A 21,610-nucleotide genomic window follows, 5' to 3' on the forward strand; every position below is an offset into this window, starting at 1 on the left:
TTTTTACCCTGCACAGGTGACATCTCGACTGTCATACAGCGGTGATTTTTACAGCATATTTTGGCCTTCTCACCCACACTATAGTGGCCAGGATCACACTTTTCGCTCATCCCCGGTACTCCTCCCTGTCTAATCCCCGTCGGGATGAGGACGATGAATCGGGAGGTCGGCACACTAGCGCCATCGTTTTAGTAAAGGACCCGGATCTCATTATGTCACAGACTTCATTTAACAAAGCTCAGTTTCAGGCTGCACTGACGCGTCAGTGGCAGCGTTTTGGTTTACAGTCCGCTTCCGAGATGACGCAGCGTCAATGGTGGCGCGCCGTCAGCGGAGCGCTGGCGGAACTTCTGTCGGCGCAGCCGGTGGCAAAACCAGCGCAAGGACAACGTCACGTTAACTACATCTCGATGGAGTTTCTGATTGGTCGCCTGACAGGCAACAACCTGCTCAACCTGGGCTGGTACGAGGGCGTAAGCGACGCGCTGAAAGGCTATGACGTCAACCTCACCGATCTGCTGGAAGAAGAGACCGACCCGGCGCTGGGTAACGGCGGCCTGGGCCGTCTGGCAGCCTGCTTCCTCGACTCCATGGCGACCGTGGGGCAGTCGGCGACCGGCTACGGCCTCAATTACCAGTATGGTCTGTTCCGCCAATCCTTTGACGATGGCCAGCAGAAGGAAGCCCCGGACGACTGGGGTCGCAGCAGCTACCCGTGGTTCCGCCATAACGAGGCGCTGGATGTCCAGGTCGGCATCGGCGGCAAAGTCAGCAAAAACGGCGAATGGCAGCCGGCGTTCGTCATTACCGGCGAAGCCTGGGACCTGCCGGTGCTCGGCTATCGCAACAACGTCGCCCAGCCGCTGCGTCTGTGGCAGGCCAAACACGCCCATCCGTTTAACCTGACCAAATTCAACGACGGCGATTTCCTGCGCGCCGAGCAGCAGGGCATCGACGCGGAAAAACTGACTAAGGTGCTGTACCCGAACGACAACCATCAGGCCGGTAAAAAACTGCGCCTGATGCAGCAGTACTTCCAGTGCGCCTGCTCAGTGGCCGATATCCTGCGTCGTCATCATCTGGCAGGCCGCAAGCTGGCCGAGCTGGCGGATTACGAAGTGATCCAGCTGAACGATACGCACCCGACCATCGCCATCCCGGAACTGCTGCGCGTGCTGATCGACGAGCACCAGCTGAGCTGGGACGACGCCTGGGCGATCACCAGCAAAACCTTTGCTTACACCAACCATACCCTGATGCCGGAAGCGCTGGAGTGCTGGGATGAGAAGCTGGTGAAAGCGCTGCTGCCGCGCCATATGCAGATCATCAACGCGATTAACGACAAATTTAAACTGCTGGTGGACAAAACCTGGCCGGGCGATAAGCAGGTCTGGGCGAAACTGGCGGTGGTGCATGACAAACAGGTGCGGATGGCCAACATGTGCGTGGTGGGCGGTTTTGCCGTCAACGGCGTGGCGGCGCTGCACTCGGACCTGGTGGTGAAAGATCTGTTCCCGGAATATAACCAGCTGTGGCCGAACAAATTCCATAACGTGACCAACGGCATCACGCCGCGCCGCTGGATCAAGCAGTGCAACCCGGCGCTGGCCACGCTGCTGGATGAGACGCTGAAAAAAGAGTGGGCCAATGACCTCGACCAGCTGATCAATCTGGAAAAATACGCTGACGATGCGGCATTCCGTCAGACTTATCGCGATATCAAGCAGGCCAACAAAGTTCATCTGGCTGAGTTTGTGAAGCAACGTACCGGGATTGAGATCAACCCGCAGGCGATTTTCGACATTCAGATCAAACGTCTGCACGAGTACAAGCGTCAGCACCTCAACCTGCTGCATATCCTTGCGCTGTACAAAGAGATCCGCGAAAACCCGCAGGCCGACCGCGTTCCGCGCGTCTTCCTGTTCGGCGCGAAAGCGGCGCCGGGCTACTATCTGGCGAAAAACATTATTTTTGCCATCAACAAGGTAGCGGAAGCGATCAACAACGACCCGAAAGTCGGCGATAAGCTGAAAGTGGTCTTCCTGCCGGACTATTGTGTATCGGCTGCGGAAAAACTGATCCCGGCGGCGGATATCTCCGAGCAGATCTCCACCGCGGGCAAAGAAGCCTCTGGCACCGGCAACATGAAGCTGGCGCTGAACGGCGCGCTGACCGTCGGGACGCTGGATGGCGCCAACGTGGAAATCGCCGAGCAGGTCGGTGAAGAGAACATCTTTATCTTCGGCCACACGGTAGAAGAAGTGAAAGCCCTGAAAGCGAAAGGCTACGATCCGCTGAAATGGCGTAAAAAAGACAAACTGCTCGATGCAGTGCTTAAGGAGCTGGAGAACGGCACCTATAGCAACGGCGATAAGCATGCCTTCGACCAGATGCTGCATAGTCTGCTGCAGGGCGGCGACCCGTATCTGGTGCTGGCCGATTTCGAAGCCTACGTGGCGGCGCAAAAACGGGTAGATGAGCTGTATCGCGACCAGGAGGCCTGGACCCGCGCGACAATCCTCAACACCGCGCGCTGCGGCATGTTCAGCTCCGACCGCTCGATCCGCGATTATCAGCAACGTATCTGGCAGGCGAAACGCTAAAGGAAGGCCTATGGAGAGTAAACGCCTCGATAATGCCGCGCTGGCGGCGGGCATCAGCCCCAGCTATATCAACGCGCACGGCAAGCCGCAGTCTATCGCGGCTGTCACCAAACAGCGTCTGCTGGATGCGATGCATCGCTCAACCGCCGCCACGAAAGTGGCGGTTAACCCGCTGCCGAACGTGAAGATCTTCACCCACGGCAAAAAAATGTCGCTGCCGGTGGCAGGACGCGGTGAGTATCAGTGGATCCTGACCACTGAGGACGGTAAGCAGTATCAGGGTAAAACCCGCGGCGGCGAGACGCTGCCGCTGCCAGCCAGACTGCCGGAGGGGTATCACTCCCTGACGCTCACCCAGGAGGGGGAGCGCTGGCACTGCCGGACCATCGTCGCCCCGGCCCGCTGCTATGAGCCGCAGCCGCTGAAAGAGGGGAAAAAGCTGTGGGGCACCTGCGTGCAGCTGTATACCCTGCGTTCGGAGAAAAACTGGGGGATCGGCGATTTTGGCGATCTGCGCGCCATGCTCCCGGAAATCGCCCGCCGCGGCGGGTCGTTTATTGGCCTCAACCCGATCCATGCCCTCTATCCGGCGAACCCGGAGAGCGCCAGTCCGTATAGCCCGTCTTCACGGCGCTGGCTGAACGTCATCTACATCGACGTCAACGCGGTTGAAGATTTCCAGCGTAGCGAAGAGGCGCAGGCGTGGTGGCAGTCCGCTGCGACCCAGCAGGCCTTGCAGGCGGCGCGGCAAACGGATGATGTGGATTACACCGCCGTCACCACGCTGAAAATGACCGCGCTGCGTATGGCGTGGAAACGATTCTCCCGTCGTGAAGATGAACAGATGACGGCGTTCCGCGAGTTTGTTCTGCGCGAAGGGGAAAGCCTCTACTGGCAGGCCGCTTTCGATGCGCTGCACGCCTGGCAGGTTCAACAGGACCCGCTGCGCTGGGGCTGGCCGGCCTGGCCGAAGGCCTTTCAGGATATCGACAGCCCGGAGGTGAAAGCCTTCTGCGTCGAGCATGAGGACGACGTCAGTTTCTATCTCTGGCTGCAGTGGCTGGCCTGGAGCCAGTTTGCCGCCTGCTGGGAAACCAGCCAGCGCGACGGGATGCCGATCGGCCTCTACCGCGATCTGGCGGTGGGCGTCGCCGAAGGCGGGTCGGAGACCTGGTGCGACCGTGAGCTGTACTGTCTGAAAGCGTCCGTGGGCGCGCCGCCGGATATTCTGGGCCCGCTGGGCCAGAACTGGGGCCTGCCGCCGATGGATCCGCATATTATTGCCGCTCGCGCCTATGAGCCGTTTATCGACCTGCTGCGCGCCAATATGCAGAACTGCGGCGCGCTGCGTATCGATCACGTGATGTCGGTGCTGCGTCTGTGGTGGATCCCCTATGGTGAAACCGCCGACCATGGCGCTTACGTTCAGTATCCCGTCGACGATCTGCTGTCGCTTCTGGCGCTGGAAAGCCAGCGTCATCGCTGCATGGTGATCGGCGAAGATCTGGGCACGGTACCGGTGGAGATCGTCAGCAAGTTACGCAACAGCGGCGTCTATTCGTATAAGGTGCTCTATTTTGAGAGTGATGCAGAGAAAACGTTCCGCGCGCCGGCGCTGTACCCGGAGCAATCAATGGCTGTGGCGACGACGCACGACCTGCCCACCCTCCGCGGCTACTGGGAAAGCGGCGATCTGACGTTAGGCAAAGCGCTGGGTCTCTATCCTGATGAGGTGGTGCTGCGCGGGCTGTACCAGGACCGTGAGCTGGCGAAGCAAGGGCTGCTGGATGCGCTGCATAAGTACGGCTGTCTGCCCAAGCGTGCCGGCCATAAGGCCTCCCTGATGAGCATGACGGGGATCCTCAACCGGGGGATGCAACGTTATATTGCCGACAGCAACAGCGCCCTGCTGGGCCTGCAGCCGGAAGACTGGCTGGAGATGGCGTCGCCGGTCAATATTCCGGGCACCAGCACTGAGTACCCAAACTGGCGCCGGAAGCTGTCCGTCACCCTTGAGCAGATGTTTGCCGATGAACAGGTCAATAAGCTGATTAAGGATCTGGATAAACGGCGCAAGGCGGCGAGCAAAAAAGCCGCCTCCTGATGACTCCCCGCCGCGCGCACCTCAGCGCGGCGAAGAGTATGTCCGATAAAAAAGGCCGGTCCGCATGATGCGGACCGGCCTTTTTCTATGGCGGGAGTAACCTTACACCACCATCCCCAGCAGCAGACAGCCTACCAGGCCGCAGACCGAGATAATGGTTTCCAGCACCGACCAGGACCTGATGGTCTCGCCGATGGTCAGGTTAAAGTACTCTTTGAACAGCCAGAAGCCCGGATCGTTCACGTGGGAGAAGATAACGCTGCCGGAGCCGACCGCGATAACCATCAGCTCCGGGCTGACGCCGGTGGTGGCGATCAGCGGCGCGGCGATCCCGCCCGCGGTGATGGCGGCAACGGTCGCCGAACCCAGCGCGATACGCAGCACCGCGGCGATGGACCAGGCCATAAACAGCGGAGACATATTCGATTCGTGCATGATAGAAGCGATATATTTATCCATGCCGCTATCCACCAGCACCTGTTTGAAGGCGCCGCCGCCGCCGATGATCAACAGCATCATGGCGATGATTTTAATCGAAGAGGTCAGGGTATCGTTGATCTGCTCCATGGAGCGGCCGCGGTTCAAACCGAAGGTGAACAGGGCGATCAGTACCGCAATCAGGGTGGCCATGACCGGGTCGCCGAAGAACTCGGCAATCGGCAGGAAGGCGTGGCCCTTCGGCAGGATCATCTCGGCAACGGCGCGCATCGCCATCAGGATCACCGGAACCAGCGAGGTCCAGACGCTGACGCCAAAGCCAGGCATCTCTTCTTCAGTGAACACTTTCGGGTTATGCAGGCCTTCCGGGATCGGCTTATCAATGCCTTTCAGGAATCGGGCGAAAACCGGGCCGGCGAGAATAACCGTCGGGATAGCCAGAATGGTGCCGTAGAGCAGCGTTTTACCCATATCGGCGTGGAAGATGGTGGCGATCGCGGTCGGACCCGGGTGCGGCGGCAGGAAGCCATGGGTGACGGAGAGCGCGGCGGCCATCGGTACGCCGACGTACAGCAGCGGAATACGGGCCGAGGCGGCGATGGTAAACACCAGCGGCAGCATCAGCACGAAGCCCACCTCATAGAACAGGGCGAAACCGACGGTGAAGCCGGTCAGGACCACGGCCCATTGAATATGCTTCTTACCGAATTTATTGATAAGCGTGGTGGCGATACGCTGCGCGCCGCCGCAGTCTGCCAGCAGCTTACCGAGCATAGCGCCGAAGCCCATGATCAGCGCGAGGCTGCCAAGGGTACCGCCGACGCCGTTCTTGATGGAGACGATCACTTTATCCAGCGGCATACCCTGCATTAATCCGACGGCGAGCGCCACCAGAACCAGCGCAATGAAGCCGTTCATTTTGAAACGGATCATTAACAGCAATAACAGGGCAACCCCGATAGCAACGATGATTAATGGCATGATTTACCTGGCCTTAATTTGTTATGGGTAACGTCAAAGTTTCAACCTTTACAACATTTGCTCCGTCAGGGAGCAAAATAGTCTGGCACCGTAAACGCTTGCATTATCCTTACCCAGAGAAAGGATAGCTGGCTATTTTTTTGCCGGTGGCGCCTGAAGGGGATGATACGGGTAACATGTGAGGGTTGAGAATCACCTGGCGGGGGAAAATGTTAAATATGAGACTTAAGTCATACTCTTTCCCCGGTTTTTGCCGGTCGTTTAGCGGGAGATGTTGCGCGGTAACACAGAAAGGAGAAAGGAGAGCCGGCGACAGGCTGCCGCCGGAGGGAAGGCTTAGTAGTAGGAGTGCTCGCCGCGCTGGTGCTCGGTCAGATCGCGAACCCCTTTCAGCTCCGGAAACTCGTTCAGCAGCTGTTTTTCAATACCTTCTTTCAGGGTCACGTCGACCATCGAGCAGCCGTTGCATCCGCCGCCGAACTGAAGGATAGCCAGACCGTCGTCGGTGATCTCCATCAGCGACACGCGGCCGCCGTGCCCGGCCAGCTGCGGGTTAATCTGCGACTGCAGCAGGTACTCGACGCGCTCCATCAGCGGGGCATCGTCAGCGACTTTGCGCATTTTGGCGTTCGGCGCTTTCAGGGTCAGCTGCGAGCCAAGCTGGTCGGTGACGAAATCAATTTCAGCGTCTTCCAGATAGGGCGCGCTGAGCTCATCGACATAGGCGGTCAGCTGTTCAAATTTCAGCGCCGTGTCGGTGTCTTCCACCGCATCCGGTGGGCAGTAGGATACGCCGCACTCAGCGTTTGGGGTGCCGGGATTAATCACAAATACGCGAATTTGCGTCCCTTCTTCCTGATTTGCCAGCAGTTTGGCAAAGTGCGCTTGTGCAGCATCGGAAATACGGATCATAGCGTTGGCCTAATAGTTGACTATTTTACTGGGTTATAATACGCCCATCAGCGGGGGTCTACAAGGTACGGCATACACACCATACCTGAACCGTCGCGGCGCCGTTTCGCAAAAGCAGGCGGGATATCTCGGCGACGGTGCTGCCGGTCGTGACGACATCATCCACCAGAGCGATATGGAGTCCCTGCACGGCAAATTCAAGCTGAAAGGCATTTTTCAGGTTCTGCCTGCGCAGGCGGGCATTAAGCGAATGCTGCACGGCGCCCGCTCGCTGGCGCGTCAGGCCGTCGCGACGCCAGACGCACCCACGCCAGCGGGCTAACGGTCGGCACAGCTCATCGCACTGATTATAACCCCGGCGCCAGCGGCGGCGATGCCCCAGCGGCACGCCGACCAGCGCGTCTACCGGCGGCAAATCGTCACGCTGTTTAAGGCGCAGCAGCAGCAGGCGCGCCAGGGCGGGGCCCAGTTCCGGACGATGGTGAAACTTCAGCTGCCGCACCAGATCGCTCAGCGGCGGACGATAGTCATTGACCGCCACCATCCGATGCCAGGGAGGCGGCTTTTGCAGGCAGCGGCCGCAGGGATGCCGGGACATTGCCGACGGCAGCCCGCACTGCGGGCAGAGCGGGGGGCAGGCGAGCAGGGCGCGGCTGCAGCGAGAGCAGATCCCCCAGCGGGCGACCGCCAGCGGCATTTGGCATAGCCAGCATAAGCTGTGTGCTGTTAGCATGTTTGGCCTTCTGTCCAGTAAAAAAGAGAACGGTAACGGATGAACGACATCTGGTGGCAAACAATCGGCGAAGGTGATTGTCATCTTGTGCTGCTGCACGGCTGGGGGCTGAACGCTCAGGTCTGGGATTGCATCACGCCGCAGCTGGCTTCGCATTTTACCCTTCACCTGGTGGACCTGCCGGGCTATGGCCGTAGCGGCGGGTTTGGGGCGATGTCGCTGGAGGCGATGGCGCAGCGGGTGCTGGAGCAGGCTCCGCCTCAGGCGGTGTGGCTGGGCTGGAGCCTGGGCGGGCTGGTGGCCAGCCAGATAGCGATAAGGTGCCCGCAACGGGTGCAGGCGCTGGTAACGGTCGCCTCTTCCCCCTGTTTCGCGGCCCATGAGGACTGGCCGGGCATCAAGCCGGAGGTGCTGGCCGGGTTTCAGCAGCAGCTGAGCGAGGATTTCCAGCGTACCGTCGAGCGGTTCCTCGCCCTGCAAACCATGGGAACGGAGAGCGCCCGTCAGGATGCGCGGGCGTTAAAGCAGGCGGTGCTCTCGCTGCCGATGCCTTCCGCTGAGGCGCTGAACGGCGGTCTGGAGATCCTCAGAACCGTCGATCTGCGTCAGGCGCTGGTCGGACTGCCGATGCCGTTTCTGCGGCTGTACGGTCGGCTGGACGGGCTGGTGCCGCGCAAGATTGTCCCGCTGCTGGATAAGCTATGGCCGGATAGTGAGTCCATTCTCTTTGACAAGGCAGCGCATGCGCCGTTTGTTTCCCATCCCGCGGCCTTCTGCGAGCCGCTGCTGGCGTTGAAAAAACGGCTGGGGTAATTTTTTTTGCCGCGCCATGGTAAAAGGGCCATTCACAGCAATACTTAGGTTGTTACGGTGGTTGATTATTTCATTCCGCCACCGTGACCTAAAATAACAACCTAATGGAGAGTAGAGGCTATGAAACTTGTTACAGGAATGGTTGCATCTCTGGTGATTGGCTGTCTGTCTTTTGGCGCATTCGCAGCGAAAGAGATCCAAAAAGAGGACGTGGCGAAGATGAATCTGACCAAGGTCGGCAGCATCACGACCTCAAGGACGACCTCGCCGATGGACGCCCGACGCGATCTGTCGAAAAAAGCCGATGAGCTGGGTGGAAAATACTTTGTGGTGATTGCCGGGCAGAAAAACGAAAAAACCGTTCACGCTAACGCTGACGTGTATAAATAATCCAGTCATAAAAAACGGGCCTGCTGGCCCGTTTTTCCCTGCTGTCGCACTCGTTTTATCCCGTGGCGCTGGCAGACCTTACTCCCTTCATCGCAGCGCCCACCACTCCTGCTGGCACGCCGCTTTCCCTTCAGGACAGCTTTTACAGCTGCCGGAGAGACAGCCTTCGCTGGTTTCGCTGATCCGTACCACCTTACCCATGGCTTCCATGCGTTCGAGCATGGCGTCAATCAGCGGCTGAGGCGTCCGCAGGCGGGCGCTGAGCTGTTTCGCCTCCATGCGGCCCTGCAGGGCCAGCATATCGCGGACTTCCATTAACGACGCCACAGATCCTCCTTAGTGGCAATCGCCAGCCGGGCTGGAACAGCAGGAGGCCGGCGTTTTCCGGGTGGCCAGCAGCGAGACGTCAACCCGGCTGCGCGCCCGACGCAGCAGACCGAAGAGCACCACGTTGAACAATATCACCGCCAGGATACACACCAGGCTGTAGCGCGGGTGGTCGCTAAAGCTGACGGTCTGGTAGTAGAGCGTCGAGAGCGAATAGGCGATATTGAGTCCCCACAGAATGGAGAAGGTCATCCAGCCGCGGCTCGATTCGCGGGCGATGGCCCCCATCACCGAGATGCAGGGGATATAGAGAAGAACGAAGATCAGGTAACTGTAAGCCGCCGCGGCGCTGCCAAATTTACTGCCCATCACGCCCATCGCGCCGGTGGCCATTTCGCCATCGCCTTTGCTGGCTTCGATGGGGTTGGCCAGGACGCTGAGGCTGAAGGTGTCTTTCAGTCCCTGCCATGTTTCGTCGACGGCGGCCAGCAGTTCCTCGCCGAGGCTGAAGGTCTGCGGATTGAACTCCTCGTTCTGGATATCTTCGGCGGTATAGAGGGTGTTCAGCGTACCGACCACCACCTCCTTCGCCATCGCGCCGGTAAACAGGCCCACGGTGGCCTGCCAGTTATCTTCATGCACGCCTATCGGCTTAAACAGCGGAGTGATGACCCGGCTCACCGAGGCCAGCGCGGAGTCGTTGATGTTGTCGACGACCTTACCGCTCAGCGAGAAGCTGTTCAGCGCGCTGAGGAAGATGCTGACAATGACGATCACCTTCCCGGCGCGCAGCACAAAGCCTTTCAGGCGCTGCCAGGTCTGGATAATCAGGCTCTTAATATGCGGGACGTGGTACACCGGCAGCTCCATCACGAACGGCGAGGCTTCGCCGCGCATAATGGTGTGCTTCAGCATCAGGCCGGTGAGAATGGCCATCACAATGCCCAGCACGTAGAGCGAGAAGACCGCCAGCGCGCCGTTCTGACCAAAGAAGGCGGCCGCGAAGACGGCGAAGATCGCCAGCCGCGCGCCGCAGGACATAAACGGCGCCATCATAATGGTCATCAGACGTTCGCGCGGGGCGTCGAGGGTGCGGGCGCCCATCACCGACGGCACGTTGCAGCCGAAACCGACAATCAACGGGACAAAGGATTTCCCCGGCAGGCCGAGAGCTTGCATCAGGCGGTCCATGACAAAGGCGGCGCGCGCCATGTAGCCGGAGTCCTCGAGGAAGGAGAGGAACAGATACATCATGCCGATCTGCGGCACCAGCGGCAGTACGGTGTTGATACCGCCGCCGATCCCCTGGGCGAGGAAGACGGTCAGCCAGTCCGGGAAGTGCAGGGTGTAACCCAGCCATTGAATACCGTGAATAAAGACCGCGACCGAGCCGGCGTCGAAAATCGGCTGCAGCGCGCCGCCGATGTTGATGGCCAGCAGGAACATCAGGTACATAACAAAGAGAAAAATCGGCAACCCGAGGAAGCGGTTGAGGATCACTTTGTCCATCGCCGCGGTGAAGCGGCTTGGCTCGGCGGTCAGGGTGTTACTGACGGCGTCGCAAATGGCGGCGATGGTCTGATAGCGCGCGTCAGCGATATGCAGAGCCGGGTCGTCGATCTCGTCGCTGAGATTCGCCAGGGCGATATCCAGTTTATCGGCGGCGTCGCCGGCATAGGCCCGGCTGTAGATGTCGCCCTCCAGCATCTGCAGACCGAGCCAGCGCCGCTGCCGGGCCGGGATCTGCGCTGACATCTGCTGCGCCAGCAGGTCGGCTTCGCGCAGCAGCGGCTGTGGATAGTGGACCAGCTCGATATCGCTGTTCGCCTGATGACGGTCGAGGGCAATCTTCAGCGCTTCGATCCCGCGTCCGCGGGTCGAAACCAGCGGAATGACCGGGCAGCCGAGGCGTGCGGCGAGGGCATCGATATCGATACGCACCTGCTGCTTTTCGGCAATATCCAGCATGTTCAGCGCCACGACGCAGGGGATCCCCAGCTCGAGCAGCTGCAGCGTCAAATAGAGGTTTCGCTCGAGGTTGGAGGCATCGACCACGTTAATCAGCATGTCGGCGTCGCCGCTGAGGATGTAGTGGCAGGCGATCTGCTCGTCCAGCGAGGTTTGCGAAGAGATGGTGGTCAGAGAGTAGGTTCCCGGGAGGTCGACCAGCGTGACCTGGTGGTCAGTGGTGGCGAACACGCCCTCTTTACGCTCAACGGTGACCCCGGCCCAGTTGCCCACGTGCTGGCGGGCGCCGGTCAGCTGATTAAACAGGGTAGTCTTGCCGGAATTAGGATTACCAATTAAACCAACGGTTAATTTTTTCATATTTCAAACTCTTGTGCCGGGTCAGCCGTTATTGTGCAACCGCTTCCAGTTCGATTAAGGCGAGATCTTTTTTGCGTAATACCAGACTGACGCGTCGGGTTTCAATATGAACAGGATCGCCGAGCGGCGCCACGCGCACCACATGAAAAGAGGATCCGGGCAGCATGCCGAGGGAGAGCAATTTCTGACGGTATGCTGGGCTAATATCGCGGGAAAATCCGGTAATTTTCCACGCACTATCAGGTGTGAATTGCATAGGGCCTACTTGTCTATCGCTAACCGAAGAAGAATTTTCCGGACGCCTGGAGGCAGTTGCGCCGGGGACCGTAGCCAACGAAAAAGAAAAAACATTCTGCAAGCGATGATAATGAGAATGGTTTTTATCATCAATACATATGATGCGCTTTATGCCATTTTTAAAGTGAAATTCACCTTTTTATTGATATGCCGCAAAGTCCGCCTGTGATCGAAAATATGCGAAATATTATTTCGTCGCTCTAATGTTTAATTAAGGTTTCTTAAGTTAACGAAATGAAAATATTAATTTCGCTATCTGCCCGGCGCGGAATAAATGCAGGTTATCAGAAATAACTGAGAGCCATTTGCGCGAAAAGGCGGCTATAGGTCAGTGACAATGAAAAGGAAAACTGCCCCTGAAAAGGGGCAGGGAGGGATTAGCGTTTTTTACCCATCGCCGCGGCGAGGGCATCCATCATCGCGCTGTTGCCGGCAGGCTGCGCGTCGCGACCGCGGGGTTTGGCGGCTTTCGCGGCCGGGCGATTGCCCTGCGGGCGATCCTGACCGCCGCCGCGGCGGGCGTTGCTGTCGCCCGGCTGCTCGTCGAGACGCATGGTCAGGGCGATACGCTTACGCGGCAGATCGACTTCCATGACCTTGACCTTCACGATGTCGCCCGCTTTCACCACCGTATGCGGGTCTTCAACGAACTTGTTCGAAAGGGAAGAGATATGCACCAGGCCGTCCTGGTGAACGCCGATATCAACAAACGCGCCGAAGTTGGTGACGTTGGTCACCGCGCCTTCGAGGATCATCCCCGGCAGCAGGTCGTTCATAGTCTCCACGCCGTCGGCGAACTGAGCGGTTTTGAACTCAGGACGCGGGTCGCGGCCCGGTTTTTCCAGCTCTTTGATGATGTCGGTAACGGTCGGTACGCCGAACTTCTCATCGGTGAAATCGACGGCTTTCAGGTTCCGTAGCTCGCTGCTGTTGCCCATCAGATCTTTCAGCGCCTGCTGAGTCGCCGCCAGAATGCGCTCGACCACCGGATAGGCTTCCGGGTGAACGGTGGAGGCGTCCAGCGGGTTGTCGCCGTGGTTGATACGCAGGAAGCCGGCGCACTGTTCAAAGGCTTTCGGCCCCAGACGGCTGACCTTCAGCAGCTGCTGGCGGTTCTGGAACTGGCCGTTCTCGTCGCGCCAGGCGACGATGTTCTGCGCCATCATGCGGGTCAGGCCGGCAACGCGGGTCAGCAGCGGCACGGAGGCGGTGTTCAGGTCAACGCCGACGGCGTTCACGCAGTCTTCCACCACCGCGTCCAGCTTACGCGCCAGCTGGGTCTGGCTGACATCATGCTGATACTGACCGACGCCGATGGATTTCGGGTCGATTTTCACCAGCTCGGCCAGAGGATCCTGCAGACGGCGGGCGATGGAGACCGCGCCGCGCAGCGACACGTCGAGGTCCGGGAACTCCTGCGCCGCCAGCTCGGAGGCGGAGTAAACGGAAGCCCCGGCTTCGCTGACGATCACCTTCTGGGCGGTGACCTTCGGGAACTGCTTCTGCACGTCGAGGAAGAAACGCTCGGTTTCACGCGAGGCGGTACCGTTGCCGATGGCCACCAGCTCAACGTTGTACTTCTCACACAGCGCGGCGACGGCGACGGCCGCTTTGGCGGCCTGGCCGGTGTGGGGGTAAATGGTGTCCGTCGCCACCAGTTTGCCGGTACCGTCAACCACGGCCACTTTCACCCCGGTGCGCAGGCCCGGGTCAAGGCCCATGGTGGCGCGCAGCCCGGCGGGCGCGGCCATCAGCAGGTCGTGCAGGTTGCGGGCGAAGACGTTCATGGCTTCGTCTTCGGCGCGCTCGCGCACGGTGCCCATCAGCTCGGTTTCGAGGTGCATCAGGACTTTGATCCGCCAGGTCCAGCTGACGACGCCTTTACGCCAGCTGTCCGCCGGGGCGTTGTTCAGGCGCAGGCCCAGGTGGTCGATAATAATCTGCTCGCCGTGGCTCTCTTTCGGCGGCTCGTCAAACTGCGGGTCGGCGTTTAAAGAGAGCTGCAGGACGCCTTCGTTGCGGCCGCGGAACATCGCCAGCGCGCGATGCGACGGCACGGCGGCGATCGGCTCGTGGTGATCGAAGTAGTCGCGGAATTTGGCGCCTTCCTCTTCTTTGCCGCTGACGACGGTGGAGACCAGGTGGGCGTTTTTCCACAGATAGTCACGGACCTTCGCCAGCAGCGCGGCGTCTTCGGCAAAACGCTCCATCAGAATATAGCGTGCGCCATCCAGCGCCGCTTTGTTGTCGGCCACGCCTTTATCGGCGTCAATATATTTTGCGGCTTCCGTTTCCGGATCGTGGGACGGTTCGTTCCACAGCAGGTCAGCCAGCGGCTCCAGCCCGGCTTCGATGGCGATCTGTCCGCGGGTACGGCGCTTCGGCTTGTACGGCAGGTAGAGGTCTTCCAGTTCGGTTTTGCTGAGCGTGGTATTGATGGCTTTTTCCAGCGCGTCGGTCAGTTTGCCCTGTTCAGCGATGGATTTGAGGATCGCCTGACGACGGTCTTCGAGTTCGCGCAGGTAGCCGAGGCGGGTTTCCAGATTACGCAGCTGCGTGTCATCCAGACCGCCGGTGACTTCTTTACGATATCGTGCAATAAACGGCACGGTGTTCCCTTCATCAAGCAGGCGAACGGCAGCTTCTACCTGTTCGGCTCTGGCCTGAAGTTCACCCGCAATAATGCGGCAGAGCGAATCATTCATCATGGCTTTTAATTCATCTTTAGGGTCAAAAAACAGGGACTAGTTATACGGACTGGCGGCTGAAAATGCCAGCCGCGCCCGGCGTCTCTCGGAAAGTTCTTGTCTATTTTACGTATTCGATCTCGTTGACATACCAGCTGGCTTCCCCCGCCGGCGTGTTAACGATGGCCAGATCGCCGACCTCTTTTTTTAACAGCGCGCGCGCCATCGGCGAGTCGATGGAGATATAGTCTTTGCGGCCAAAAATTTCATCGTAACCGACGATGCGAAAGCGCTTGATATCGCCTTCATCGTTTTCAATTTCTACCCAGGCGCCGAAGAAGACTTTGCCCTCCTGCTGCGGGGAGTAATCGACGATCTTTAACTGTTCCAGACATTTGGTCAGATAGCGGACCCGGCGATCGATCTCGCGCAGGCGCTTTTTGTTGTACTGGTAATCCGCGTTCTCGCTGCGGTCGCCAAGGCTGGCGGCCCAGGTCACCTTTTTGGTCACTTCCGGGCGCTCCTGGCGCCACAGGTAGTCCATCTCCTGCTTCAGTTTTTCATATCCCTCGCGGGTGATCAGCGGCGTTTTCATCGTGAGTTCAACCTTCTGACAGTCTGTCGTTGCGCACAATTTGTAGCGCGCAATAATACCGACAGGATAAATACTGTGTCTTATGATTAAATGTATACTTAACCTGCTGTTAAATATGCTTTGTAACAATTTAGCCTGGAATGTATACCAGATTTAGCTGGTGAGCGCGCCGGGCTTTTTTGAGAATACGCACTGACTATTGCAGTGAACCTTTGGGAGTACAAACAATGCAAGAGAATTATAAGATTCTGGTTGTGGATGACGACATGCGCCTGCGTGCGCTGCTCGAACGTTATCTGACCGAGCAGGGCTTCCAGGTTCGTAGCGTGGCGAACGCCGAACAGATGGATCGTCTGTTAACCCGCGAATCCTTCCACCTGATGGTGCTGGATCTGATGCTGCCCGGGGAAGATGGTCTCTCGATTTGCCGCCGTCTGCGCAGCCAGAGCAACCCGATGCCGATCATTATGGTGACGGCGAAAGGCGAAGAGGTCGATCGGATCGTGGGCCTGGAGATTGGGGCTGACGACTATATTCCGAAGCCGTTCAACCCGCGCGAACTGCTGGCCCGCATCCGCGCGGTGCTGCGCCGTCAGGCGAACGAGCTGCCGGGCGCGCCGTCGCAGGAAGAGGCGGTTATCGCCTTTGGTAAATTCAAACTGAACCTGGGCACCCGCGAAATGTTCCGTGAAGACGAGCCGATGCCGTTGACCAGCGGCGAGTTCGCGGTCCTGAAGGCGCTGGTGAGCCATCCTCGTGAGCCGCTGTCGCGCGATAAGTTAATGAACCTCGCTCGCGGCCGCGAATACTCGGCGATGGAGCGTTCCATCGACGTACAGATCTCCCGCCTGCGCCGCATGGTGGAAGAGGACCCGGCGCATCCGCGCTATATCCAGACCGTCTGGGGTCTGGGCTACGTCTTCGTCCCGGACGGTTCTAAGGCATGAAACGCGTGCGCTTTTCGCCGCGCAGCTCCTTTGCTCGCACGCTGCTCCTGATCGTCACCTTGCTGTTCGTCAGCCTGGTGACGACCTATCTGGTGGTACTGAATTTCGCGATCCTGCCAAGCCTCCAGCAGTTTAATAAAGTATTGGCCTACGAAGTGCGTATGCTGATGACCGATAAGCTGCAGCTGGAGGATGGCACCCAACTGGTGGTGCCCCCGGCGTTTCGTCGTGAAATTTATCGCGAGCTGGGGATTTCGCTCTATTCCAATGAAGCGGCGGAAGACGCAGGCCTGCGCTGGGCGCAGCATTATGAATTCTTGAGCCAGCAGATGGCTCATCAGCTTGGCGGCCCCACTGAGGTGCGGGTGGAGGTCAATAAAAGCTCCCCCGTGGTGTGGCTGAAGACCTGGCTGTCGCCCAATATCTGGGTGCGGGTGCCGCTGACCGAGATCCATCAGGGCGACTTCTCGCCGCTGTTCCGCTATACCCTGGCGATCATGCTGCTGGCGATAGGCGGCGCCTGGCTGTTTATCCGTATTCAGAACCGCCCGCTGGTGGATCTGGAGCATGCGGCGCTGCAGGTCGGGCGCGGCATCATCCCGCCGCCGCTGCGCGAGTACGGCGCCTCTGAGGTGCGATCGGTGACCCGCGCCTTCAACCACATGGCCGCGGGCGTGAAGCAGCTGGCCGACGACCGTACGCTGCTGATGGCCGGGGTCAGCCATGATTTACGTACTCCGCTGACCCGCATTCGTCTGGCCACCGAGATGATGGGCGAGCAGGACGGCTATCTCGCGGAGTCGATCAACAAAGATATCGAAGAGTGCAACGCCATCATCGAGCAGTTTATCGACTACCTGCGCACCGGGCAGGAGATGCCGCTGGAGCTGGCGGATCTGAATGCGGTGCTGGGGGAAGTGATCGCTGCGGAGAGCGGCTATGAGCGGGAGATCGCCACCGCCCTGCAGGCCGGCGAAATTCCGGTACGCATGCATCCTCTGTCTATCAAGCGCGCGCTGGCGAATATGGTGGTCAACGCGGCCCGCTATGGCAATGGCTGGATCAAGGTCAGCAGCGGCAGCGAAGCGAGCCGGGCGTGGTTCCAGGTTGAAGATGACGGACCGGGGATTAAACCTGAGCAGCGGGAGCACCTGTTTCAGCCGTTTGTGCGCGGCGACAGCGCCCGCAGCACCAGCGGAACCGGGCTGGGGTTGGCGATTGTTCAGCGTATTATCGACAATCACAACGGCCGGCTGGAGATTGGCTCCAGCGAACGCGGCGGGTTACTGATCCGCGCCTGGCTGCCGGTGCACCGGGTGCTGACGCCGATGAAACCGGCCAAAGAGAGCTGATCGCGCCCGCGGTTGGCTGGTCAAAACGTTGCGCAATAAAAAGCCGGGCAAGCCCGGCTTTTTCATCTCTGCGTCCGTTAGCGCTGCGGCCCTGCCGCCACCAGCGCGGCGCCCGCTGGCGTATCGGTATACTTCTCAAAGTTCTCAATAAACAGCTTCGCCAGCTGGTCGGCTTTTTCCTGCCACTGCTCCGGGGAACCATAGGTGCTGCGCGGATCGAGGATCTGGGTATCCACGCCCGGGAGCGCCGTCGGGATCTGCAGATTAAACATCGGCAGGGTAAAGGTCTCCGCGTTGTCCAGCGAGCCATTGAGGATGGCGTCGATGATGGCGCGGGTATCTTTAATCGAGATGCGCTTGCCGGTGCCGTTCCAGCCGGTATTGACCAGATAAGCCTGCGCGCCAGCCGCCTGCATACGTTTGACCAGCACTTCGGCGTACTGCGTCGGGTGCAGCGACAGGAAGGCGGCGCCGAAGCAGGCGGAGAAGGTTGGCGTGGGTTCGGTCACGCCGCGCTCGGTGCCGGCCAGTTTGGCGGTAAACCCGGACAGGAAATGGTACTGCGTCTGATCGGCGGTCAGGCGGGAGACCGGCGGCAGTACGCCGAACGCATCGGCCGTCAGGAAGATCACTTTGGTGGCGTGACCCGCTTTGGAGACCGGTTTGACGATATTATCGATATGGTCGATGGGGTAGGAGACGCGGGTGTTTTCGGTTTTTGAACCGTCATCGAAATCGATCGTGCCGTCGGCGCGCACCACCACGTTTTCCAGCAGGGCGTTGCGGCGGATGGCGTGATAGATATCCGGCTCGGCCGCTTCAGAGAGCTTGATGGTCTTGGCGTAGCAGCCCCCTTCGAAGTTAAACACCCCATCGTCATCCCAGCCATGTTCGTCATCGCCAATCAGGCGGCGTTTCGGATCGGTGGAAAGGGTGGTTTTGCCGGTGCCTGAGAGGCCGAAGAAAATGGCGACATCGCCTTTCTCGCCGACGTTGGCAGAACAGTGCATGGAGGCGATGCCCTTCAGCGGCAGCAGGTAGTTCATGATCGAGAACATCCCTTTCTTCATTTCGCCGCCGTACCAGGTGCCGCCGATCAGCTGAATGCGCTCGGTGAGGTTGAAAGCGATGAAGTTTTCCGAGTTCAGGCCCTGCTCTTTCCACTGCGGGTTGGTGCACTTCGCGCCGTTCATCACGATGAAGTCGGGCGCGAATTCCGCCAGCTCTTCGTCGCTCGGGCGAATGAACATGTTCTTCACGAAGTGCGCCTGCCAGGCCACTTCGGTAATGAAACGTACGCTGAGACGGGTATCGGCGTTAGCGCCGCAGAAGGCGTCGACGATAAACAGGCGTTTACCGGACAGCTGCTGTGTCACCAGCCCTTTCAGATGCTGCCAGGTTTCCTGCGAAAGCGGCTTGTTGTCGTTTTTACCCTTGCCTTTATCGGACCACCAGACGGTATCGCGGGTGGTGTCGTCGCGCACGAGGTACTTATCTTTCGGAGAACGACCGGTAAAAATGCCCGTGTCGACGGCGATAGCACCCAGACTGGTTAATACGCCACGTTCGTAGCCTTCCAGGTTGGGGTCGAGCTCTTCCTGAAACAACATGTCGTAGCTGGGGTTGTGGACGATATCCTGAACGTCATTGATACCATAAGCCTTGAGATCCTGCGGGGTTAAACCATGATTAACGCGCATGTCACTGCTCCTTAGCCAAGATGTACTGCTGTAAATTGTAGGGTTTATTACCGGGTATTGACCGCGACCAGGCTCATAGATTTACGTATCTCGACATTCCGCAGAATGACGAAAAAAACGGTGACTCCTGTCACGAAGTGAAGTGGATTATCTCAGGAAATGGCCGGATGGTGGGGTTAGATGTTTCTCAATGGTTAAAAAGTAATTAAAAAAACTGCTGAAATGTGAATGTAATCGCTTTCCTGGAATAAAATTACGTAACTCTTTCAGCGAGAATCGATTCAACTCGTGAATAAATAAAAGTCAGGCACCGGGCGACAAACCACATCGCCGCCCGGTGCCTGAAGAAGAAGTGAGGATTAATGGACCTGCGGGTCGGCCGGAGAGGCGTTGTTACGGATCTCGGCGATGTCCATGGCGTTGAAGATATAGTGGTTACCGCAGTAGTCGCAGTGCATATCAATCTCGCCTTCGTCGGCAAGGATGCTATCTATCTCTTCGTCCGGCAGCGTCTTCAGCGCGCCGGCGCAGCGTTCGCGGGAGCAGGTGCACTTGAACTCCACGCTCTGCGGATCGTAGACCGTGACTTCTTCTTCATGGTACAGACGCCACAGCACATCGTTCGCCGGCAGGGTGAACAGCTCTTCCGCCTTGATGGTCTCGGTGAGCGTCGCCAGGTGCTCAAAGTCGGCAGTCTGGGCATCCTGGGCCGGCATCACCTGCAGCAGCATCCCGCCCGCCATCGGCTGGCCTTCATGTTCGCCGGTGCGGATGATAAGGCGCGTCGGCAGCTGCTCTGAACGCTGGAAGTAATCTTCCAGGCAGGCGGCCAGCGTATCGCCTTCCAGACCGACCACGCCCTGATAGCGCTCACCCTCTTCCGGGGAGATGGTAATGACCAGATAACCGTTGCCGACCATCGCTTTTAGATCCGCATCGTCCGCAATCTCGCCCTGCACGCGCGCGACGCCGCGCAGCTGCTGCTGGTTATTGCCGTTGATCACCGCCAGCTGTAAAGGCCCATCGCCCTGCAGCTGCACGGTAATGTCGCCGGCAAACTTCAGGGTCGCAGTCAGCAGACTGGTGGCGACCAGCAGCTCCGCCAGCACCGTTTTCACCGGCTGGGGATAAGTGTGATTCGCCAGAATCTGTTCCAGGGTTTCCGACACCGTCACCAGCTCGCCGCGCACGGCATAGTTTTCAAACAGATAACGATGTAATTGATCGTGTTGAGTCATAATCATCTCTCTTTCTGGCGCGAGTTACTCACTCTCGCCGTGTTTAAATCTCATCAGGTCGCGGCGCTCTTTCTTGTCCGGACGTCTGTCAGGGTGCGGCATGGTCAGGGCGTTCATTTTGCGCGCCAGGGCCATTTTTTCACGCTTCTCGATACTCTCCGCCGTCTCTTCATACAGGGTGACGGCTTCGCTTGCCGGGCGGCGCTGCTCGGTGATACCGACGATGCGCACCGTCCGCTCGTCGTTGCCCTGACGCAGCGTCAGCATGGCGTCCAGTTCGACGATTTTCCCTGGTTTGCTCCGTTGTCCGTTGTAATGCACCTTGCCGCCTTCAATCATCTCCCGCGCCAGCGCGCGGGTCTTGTAAAAGCGGGCGGCCCAAAGCCATTTATCCAGTCTGACGGTTTCGGCAGGCTTCTCTTTCATCGCCTCTCCTTCGGGGTAAGCGAAGGGATCAGTCGTCGGTAATCATTCAGCCCCGGATGGCGCAGATACTGCTTTTCCGCCAGCCCGGAGTCGGGATTGGTAATGCCCAGGCAGTAGCGAATGCCAAACTCCCTCGCGGCATCCAGAATCGCCTCGCTGTCGTCGACAAACAGCGTTTTATGCGCCTCAAGGCCGGTTTCCTCCGCCACGGCGCGCCACAGACGCTGATCCTCTTTCGGATAACCAAATGTGTGGGTGGAAAGTAATAAATCAAGGTGCGCATCCAGGCCGGTGTGTTTGAGTTTCACCGCCAGATTGTGGGGATGGGCATTGGTCAACAGAATACGTCGCTTACCGCTGGCCTTGAGCGCATCAAGGAACGGCACGGTATCCTCACGCAGCGTGGCGCGCGGACCCTGTTCGCTGGTCATCGCACAAATATCCAAACCCAGGCGCTCGCTCCAGTAATCCAGACAGTACCAGTTTAGCGTATGCTGCACGGCATGATACTCCTGGCGCATGGCCTCTTTCGCCTGTTGCAGATTGAGGCCGCGTGCGGCCCCCCAGGTTTCCGGCACCAGCGTTTGCCAGAAATAGTTATCGAAAGCGAGATCCAGGAGCGTGCCGTCCATATCCAGCAGAACGGTATCGACCTCCTGCCAGGCGATATCAAAATGCATGATGACTCTCCAGCGAGCGGGAAATGGGCGACAGGGTATCACACCCTGCCGCCGGGGAA

Annotated in this window: 18 protein-coding genes; 6 read left to right on the plus strand and 12 right to left on the minus strand. The window is 58.9% G+C overall.

The window, feature by feature from the left end; translation table 11 throughout:
- Positions 1-212 precede the first annotated feature (212 nt).
- Both malP and malQ read left to right on the plus strand, forming a co-directional pair.
- Entirely contained in the window at positions 213-2,603 is a 2,391-nt protein-coding gene (gene malP / locus ABLV52_RS23810) for a maltodextrin phosphorylase (protein WP_023291209.1), read from the plus strand.
- 10 nt (positions 2,604-2,613) lie between these two features.
- Positions 2,614-4,707: a 4-alpha-glucanotransferase gene (gene malQ / locus ABLV52_RS23815; protein WP_023291208.1), complete on the plus strand. Its 2,094-nt coding sequence runs from the start codon at positions 2,614-2,616 to the stop codon at positions 4,705-4,707.
- 102 nt (positions 4,708-4,809) lie between these two features.
- Here the strand turns inward: malQ and gntT are convergent, their stop codons facing one another.
- The 3 genes from gntT to gntX all read right to left on the minus strand — a co-directional run bounded on the left by gntT (position 4,810) and on the right by gntX (position 7,771).
- A complete protein-coding gene (gene gntT / locus ABLV52_RS23820) occupies positions 4,810-6,126 on the minus strand; it encodes a gluconate transporter (protein WP_008806999.1) in 1,317 nt (438 codons plus the stop codon).
- Between the two features lie 336 nt (positions 6,127-6,462).
- Positions 6,463-7,038, minus strand: a complete 576-nt coding sequence (gene nfuA / locus ABLV52_RS23825) for a Fe-S biogenesis protein NfuA (RefSeq protein WP_004202143.1) — start codon at positions 7,036-7,038, stop codon at positions 6,463-6,465.
- Between the two features lie 58 nt (positions 7,039-7,096).
- The gene (gene gntX, locus ABLV52_RS23830) at positions 7,097-7,771 is read right to left on the minus strand and encodes a DNA utilization protein GntX (protein ID WP_023291207.1); all 675 of its coding nucleotides are present in this window, start codon (positions 7,769-7,771) and stop codon (positions 7,097-7,099) included.
- A 39-nt stretch (positions 7,772-7,810) separates the two neighbouring features.
- Between gntX and bioH the strand changes: the two genes are divergently transcribed.
- Both bioH and ABLV52_RS23840 read left to right on the plus strand, forming a co-directional pair.
- Complete coding sequence (bioH, locus tag ABLV52_RS23835) at positions 7,811-8,584, plus strand: pimeloyl-ACP methyl ester esterase BioH (RefSeq protein ID WP_023291206.1); 774 nt, start codon at positions 7,811-7,813, stop codon at positions 8,582-8,584.
- Positions 8,585-8,704: 120 nt separating this feature from the next.
- Positions 8,705-8,974, plus strand: coding sequence for a YdgH/BhsA/McbA-like domain containing protein (locus ABLV52_RS23840; protein WP_004202149.1), 270 nt, complete (start codon positions 8,705-8,707; stop codon positions 8,972-8,974).
- An 87-nt stretch (positions 8,975-9,061) separates the two neighbouring features.
- On the opposite strand, the gene feoC is transcribed toward ABLV52_RS23840, so the two are convergent.
- The 5 genes from feoC to greB all read right to left on the minus strand — a co-directional run bounded on the left by feoC (position 9,062) and on the right by greB (position 15,208).
- Entirely contained in the window at positions 9,062-9,301 is a 240-nt protein-coding gene (gene feoC / locus ABLV52_RS23845) for a [Fe-S]-dependent transcriptional repressor FeoC (RefSeq protein ID WP_004202151.1), read from the minus strand.
- 9 nt (positions 9,302-9,310) lie between these two features.
- A complete protein-coding gene (gene feoB / locus ABLV52_RS23850) occupies positions 9,311-11,629 on the minus strand; it encodes a Fe(2+) transporter permease subunit FeoB (RefSeq protein ID WP_348891000.1) in 2,319 nt (772 codons plus the stop codon).
- A gap of 28 nt (positions 11,630-11,657) precedes the next feature.
- Complete coding sequence (gene feoA, locus ABLV52_RS23855; RefSeq protein ID WP_002920506.1) at positions 11,658-11,885, minus strand: ferrous iron transporter A; 228 nt, start codon at positions 11,883-11,885, stop codon at positions 11,658-11,660.
- A 418-nt stretch (positions 11,886-12,303) separates the two neighbouring features.
- A complete protein-coding gene (locus ABLV52_RS23860; protein ID WP_348891001.1) occupies positions 12,304-14,634 on the minus strand; it encodes a Tex family protein in 2,331 nt (776 codons plus the stop codon).
- Between the two features lie 100 nt (positions 14,635-14,734).
- Entirely contained in the window at positions 14,735-15,208 is a 474-nt protein-coding gene (greB, locus tag ABLV52_RS23865) for a transcription elongation factor GreB (RefSeq protein WP_002920503.1), read from the minus strand.
- A gap of 227 nt (positions 15,209-15,435) precedes the next feature.
- Between greB and ompR the strand changes: the two genes are divergently transcribed.
- Both ompR and envZ read left to right on the plus strand, forming a co-directional pair.
- Entirely contained in the window at positions 15,436-16,155 is a 720-nt protein-coding gene (gene ompR, locus ABLV52_RS23870; protein WP_001157751.1) for a two-component system response regulator OmpR, read from the plus strand.
- Positions 16,152-17,507, plus strand: a complete 1,356-nt coding sequence (gene envZ / locus ABLV52_RS23875) for a two-component system sensor histidine kinase EnvZ (protein ID WP_023291203.1) — start codon at positions 16,152-16,154, stop codon at positions 17,505-17,507. Before ompR ends, envZ begins: the two co-directional genes overlap by 4 nt.
- Before the next feature lie 77 nt (positions 17,508-17,584).
- On the opposite strand, the gene pckA is transcribed toward envZ, so the two are convergent.
- From pckA to yrfG, 4 genes are all read right to left on the minus strand, one after another.
- Positions 17,585-19,207 carry a phosphoenolpyruvate carboxykinase (ATP) gene (pckA, locus tag ABLV52_RS23880; RefSeq protein WP_023291202.1) on the minus strand — a complete coding sequence of 541 codons (1,623 nt, stop codon included), beginning with the start codon at positions 19,205-19,207 and terminating at the stop codon, positions 17,585-17,587.
- 359 nt (positions 19,208-19,566) lie between these two features.
- Entirely contained in the window at positions 19,567-20,451 is an 885-nt protein-coding gene (gene hslO, locus ABLV52_RS23885; protein WP_017899960.1) for an Hsp33 family molecular chaperone HslO, read from the minus strand.
- 18 nt (positions 20,452-20,469) lie between these two features.
- Positions 20,470-20,871, minus strand: coding sequence for a ribosome-associated heat shock protein Hsp15 (hslR, locus tag ABLV52_RS23890; protein ID WP_023291201.1), 402 nt, complete (start codon positions 20,869-20,871; stop codon positions 20,470-20,472).
- Positions 20,868-21,551, minus strand: coding sequence for a GMP/IMP nucleotidase (gene yrfG / locus ABLV52_RS23895; RefSeq protein ID WP_072413864.1), 684 nt, complete (start codon positions 21,549-21,551; stop codon positions 20,868-20,870). Before yrfG ends, hslR begins: the two co-directional genes overlap by 4 nt.
- Between the last annotated feature and the right edge of the window lie 59 nt (positions 21,552-21,610).

This window comes from Klebsiella sp. GB_Kp056, from assembly GCF_040064755.1.
Classification (GTDB): domain Bacteria; phylum Pseudomonadota; class Gammaproteobacteria; order Enterobacterales; family Enterobacteriaceae; genus Klebsiella; species Klebsiella quasipneumoniae.

What these genes read in the sequence shown, in the direction of transcription:
- malP (WP_023291209.1), top strand. Translation starts at nt 213, where the DNA reads ATGTCACAGACTTCATTTAACAAAGCTCAGTTTCAGGCTGCACTGACG.
- malQ (WP_023291208.1), top strand. Translation starts at nt 2,614, where the DNA reads ATGGAGAGTAAACGCCTCGATAATGCCGCGCTGGCGGCGGGCATCAGC.
- gntT (WP_008806999.1), bottom strand. Translation starts at nt 6,126, where the DNA reads ATGCCATTAATCATCGTTGCTATCGGGGTTGCCCTGTTATTGCTGTTA.
- nfuA (WP_004202143.1), bottom strand. Translation starts at nt 7,038, where the DNA reads ATGATCCGTATTTCCGATGCTGCACAAGCGCACTTTGCCAAACTGCTG.
- gntX (WP_023291207.1), bottom strand. Translation starts at nt 7,771, where the DNA reads ATGCTAACAGCACACAGCTTATGCTGGCTATGCCAAATGCCGCTGGCG.
- bioH (WP_023291206.1), top strand. Translation starts at nt 7,811, where the DNA reads ATGAACGACATCTGGTGGCAAACAATCGGCGAAGGTGATTGTCATCTT.
- ABLV52_RS23840 (WP_004202149.1), top strand. Translation starts at nt 8,705, where the DNA reads ATGAAACTTGTTACAGGAATGGTTGCATCTCTGGTGATTGGCTGTCTG.
- feoB (WP_348891000.1), bottom strand. Translation starts at nt 11,629, where the DNA reads ATGAAAAAATTAACCGTTGGTTTAATTGGTAATCCTAATTCCGGCAAG.
- feoA (WP_002920506.1), bottom strand. Translation starts at nt 11,885, where the DNA reads ATGCAATTCACACCTGATAGTGCGTGGAAAATTACCGGATTTTCCCGC.
- ABLV52_RS23860 (WP_348891001.1), bottom strand. Translation starts at nt 14,634, where the DNA reads ATGATGAATGATTCGCTCTGCCGCATTATTGCGGGTGAACTTCAGGCC.
- greB (WP_002920503.1), bottom strand. Translation starts at nt 15,208, where the DNA reads ATGAAAACGCCGCTGATCACCCGCGAGGGATATGAAAAACTGAAGCAG.
- ompR (WP_001157751.1), top strand. Translation starts at nt 15,436, where the DNA reads ATGCAAGAGAATTATAAGATTCTGGTTGTGGATGACGACATGCGCCTG.
- envZ (WP_023291203.1), top strand. Translation starts at nt 16,152, where the DNA reads ATGAAACGCGTGCGCTTTTCGCCGCGCAGCTCCTTTGCTCGCACGCTG.
- pckA (WP_023291202.1), bottom strand. Translation starts at nt 19,207, where the DNA reads ATGCGCGTTAATCATGGTTTAACCCCGCAGGATCTCAAGGCTTATGGT.
- hslO (WP_017899960.1), bottom strand. Translation starts at nt 20,451, where the DNA reads ATGATTATGACTCAACACGATCAATTACATCGTTATCTGTTTGAAAAC.
- hslR (WP_023291201.1), bottom strand. Translation starts at nt 20,871, where the DNA reads ATGAAAGAGAAGCCTGCCGAAACCGTCAGACTGGATAAATGGCTTTGG.
- yrfG (WP_072413864.1), bottom strand. Translation starts at nt 21,551, where the DNA reads ATGCATTTTGATATCGCCTGGCAGGAGGTCGATACCGTTCTGCTGGAT.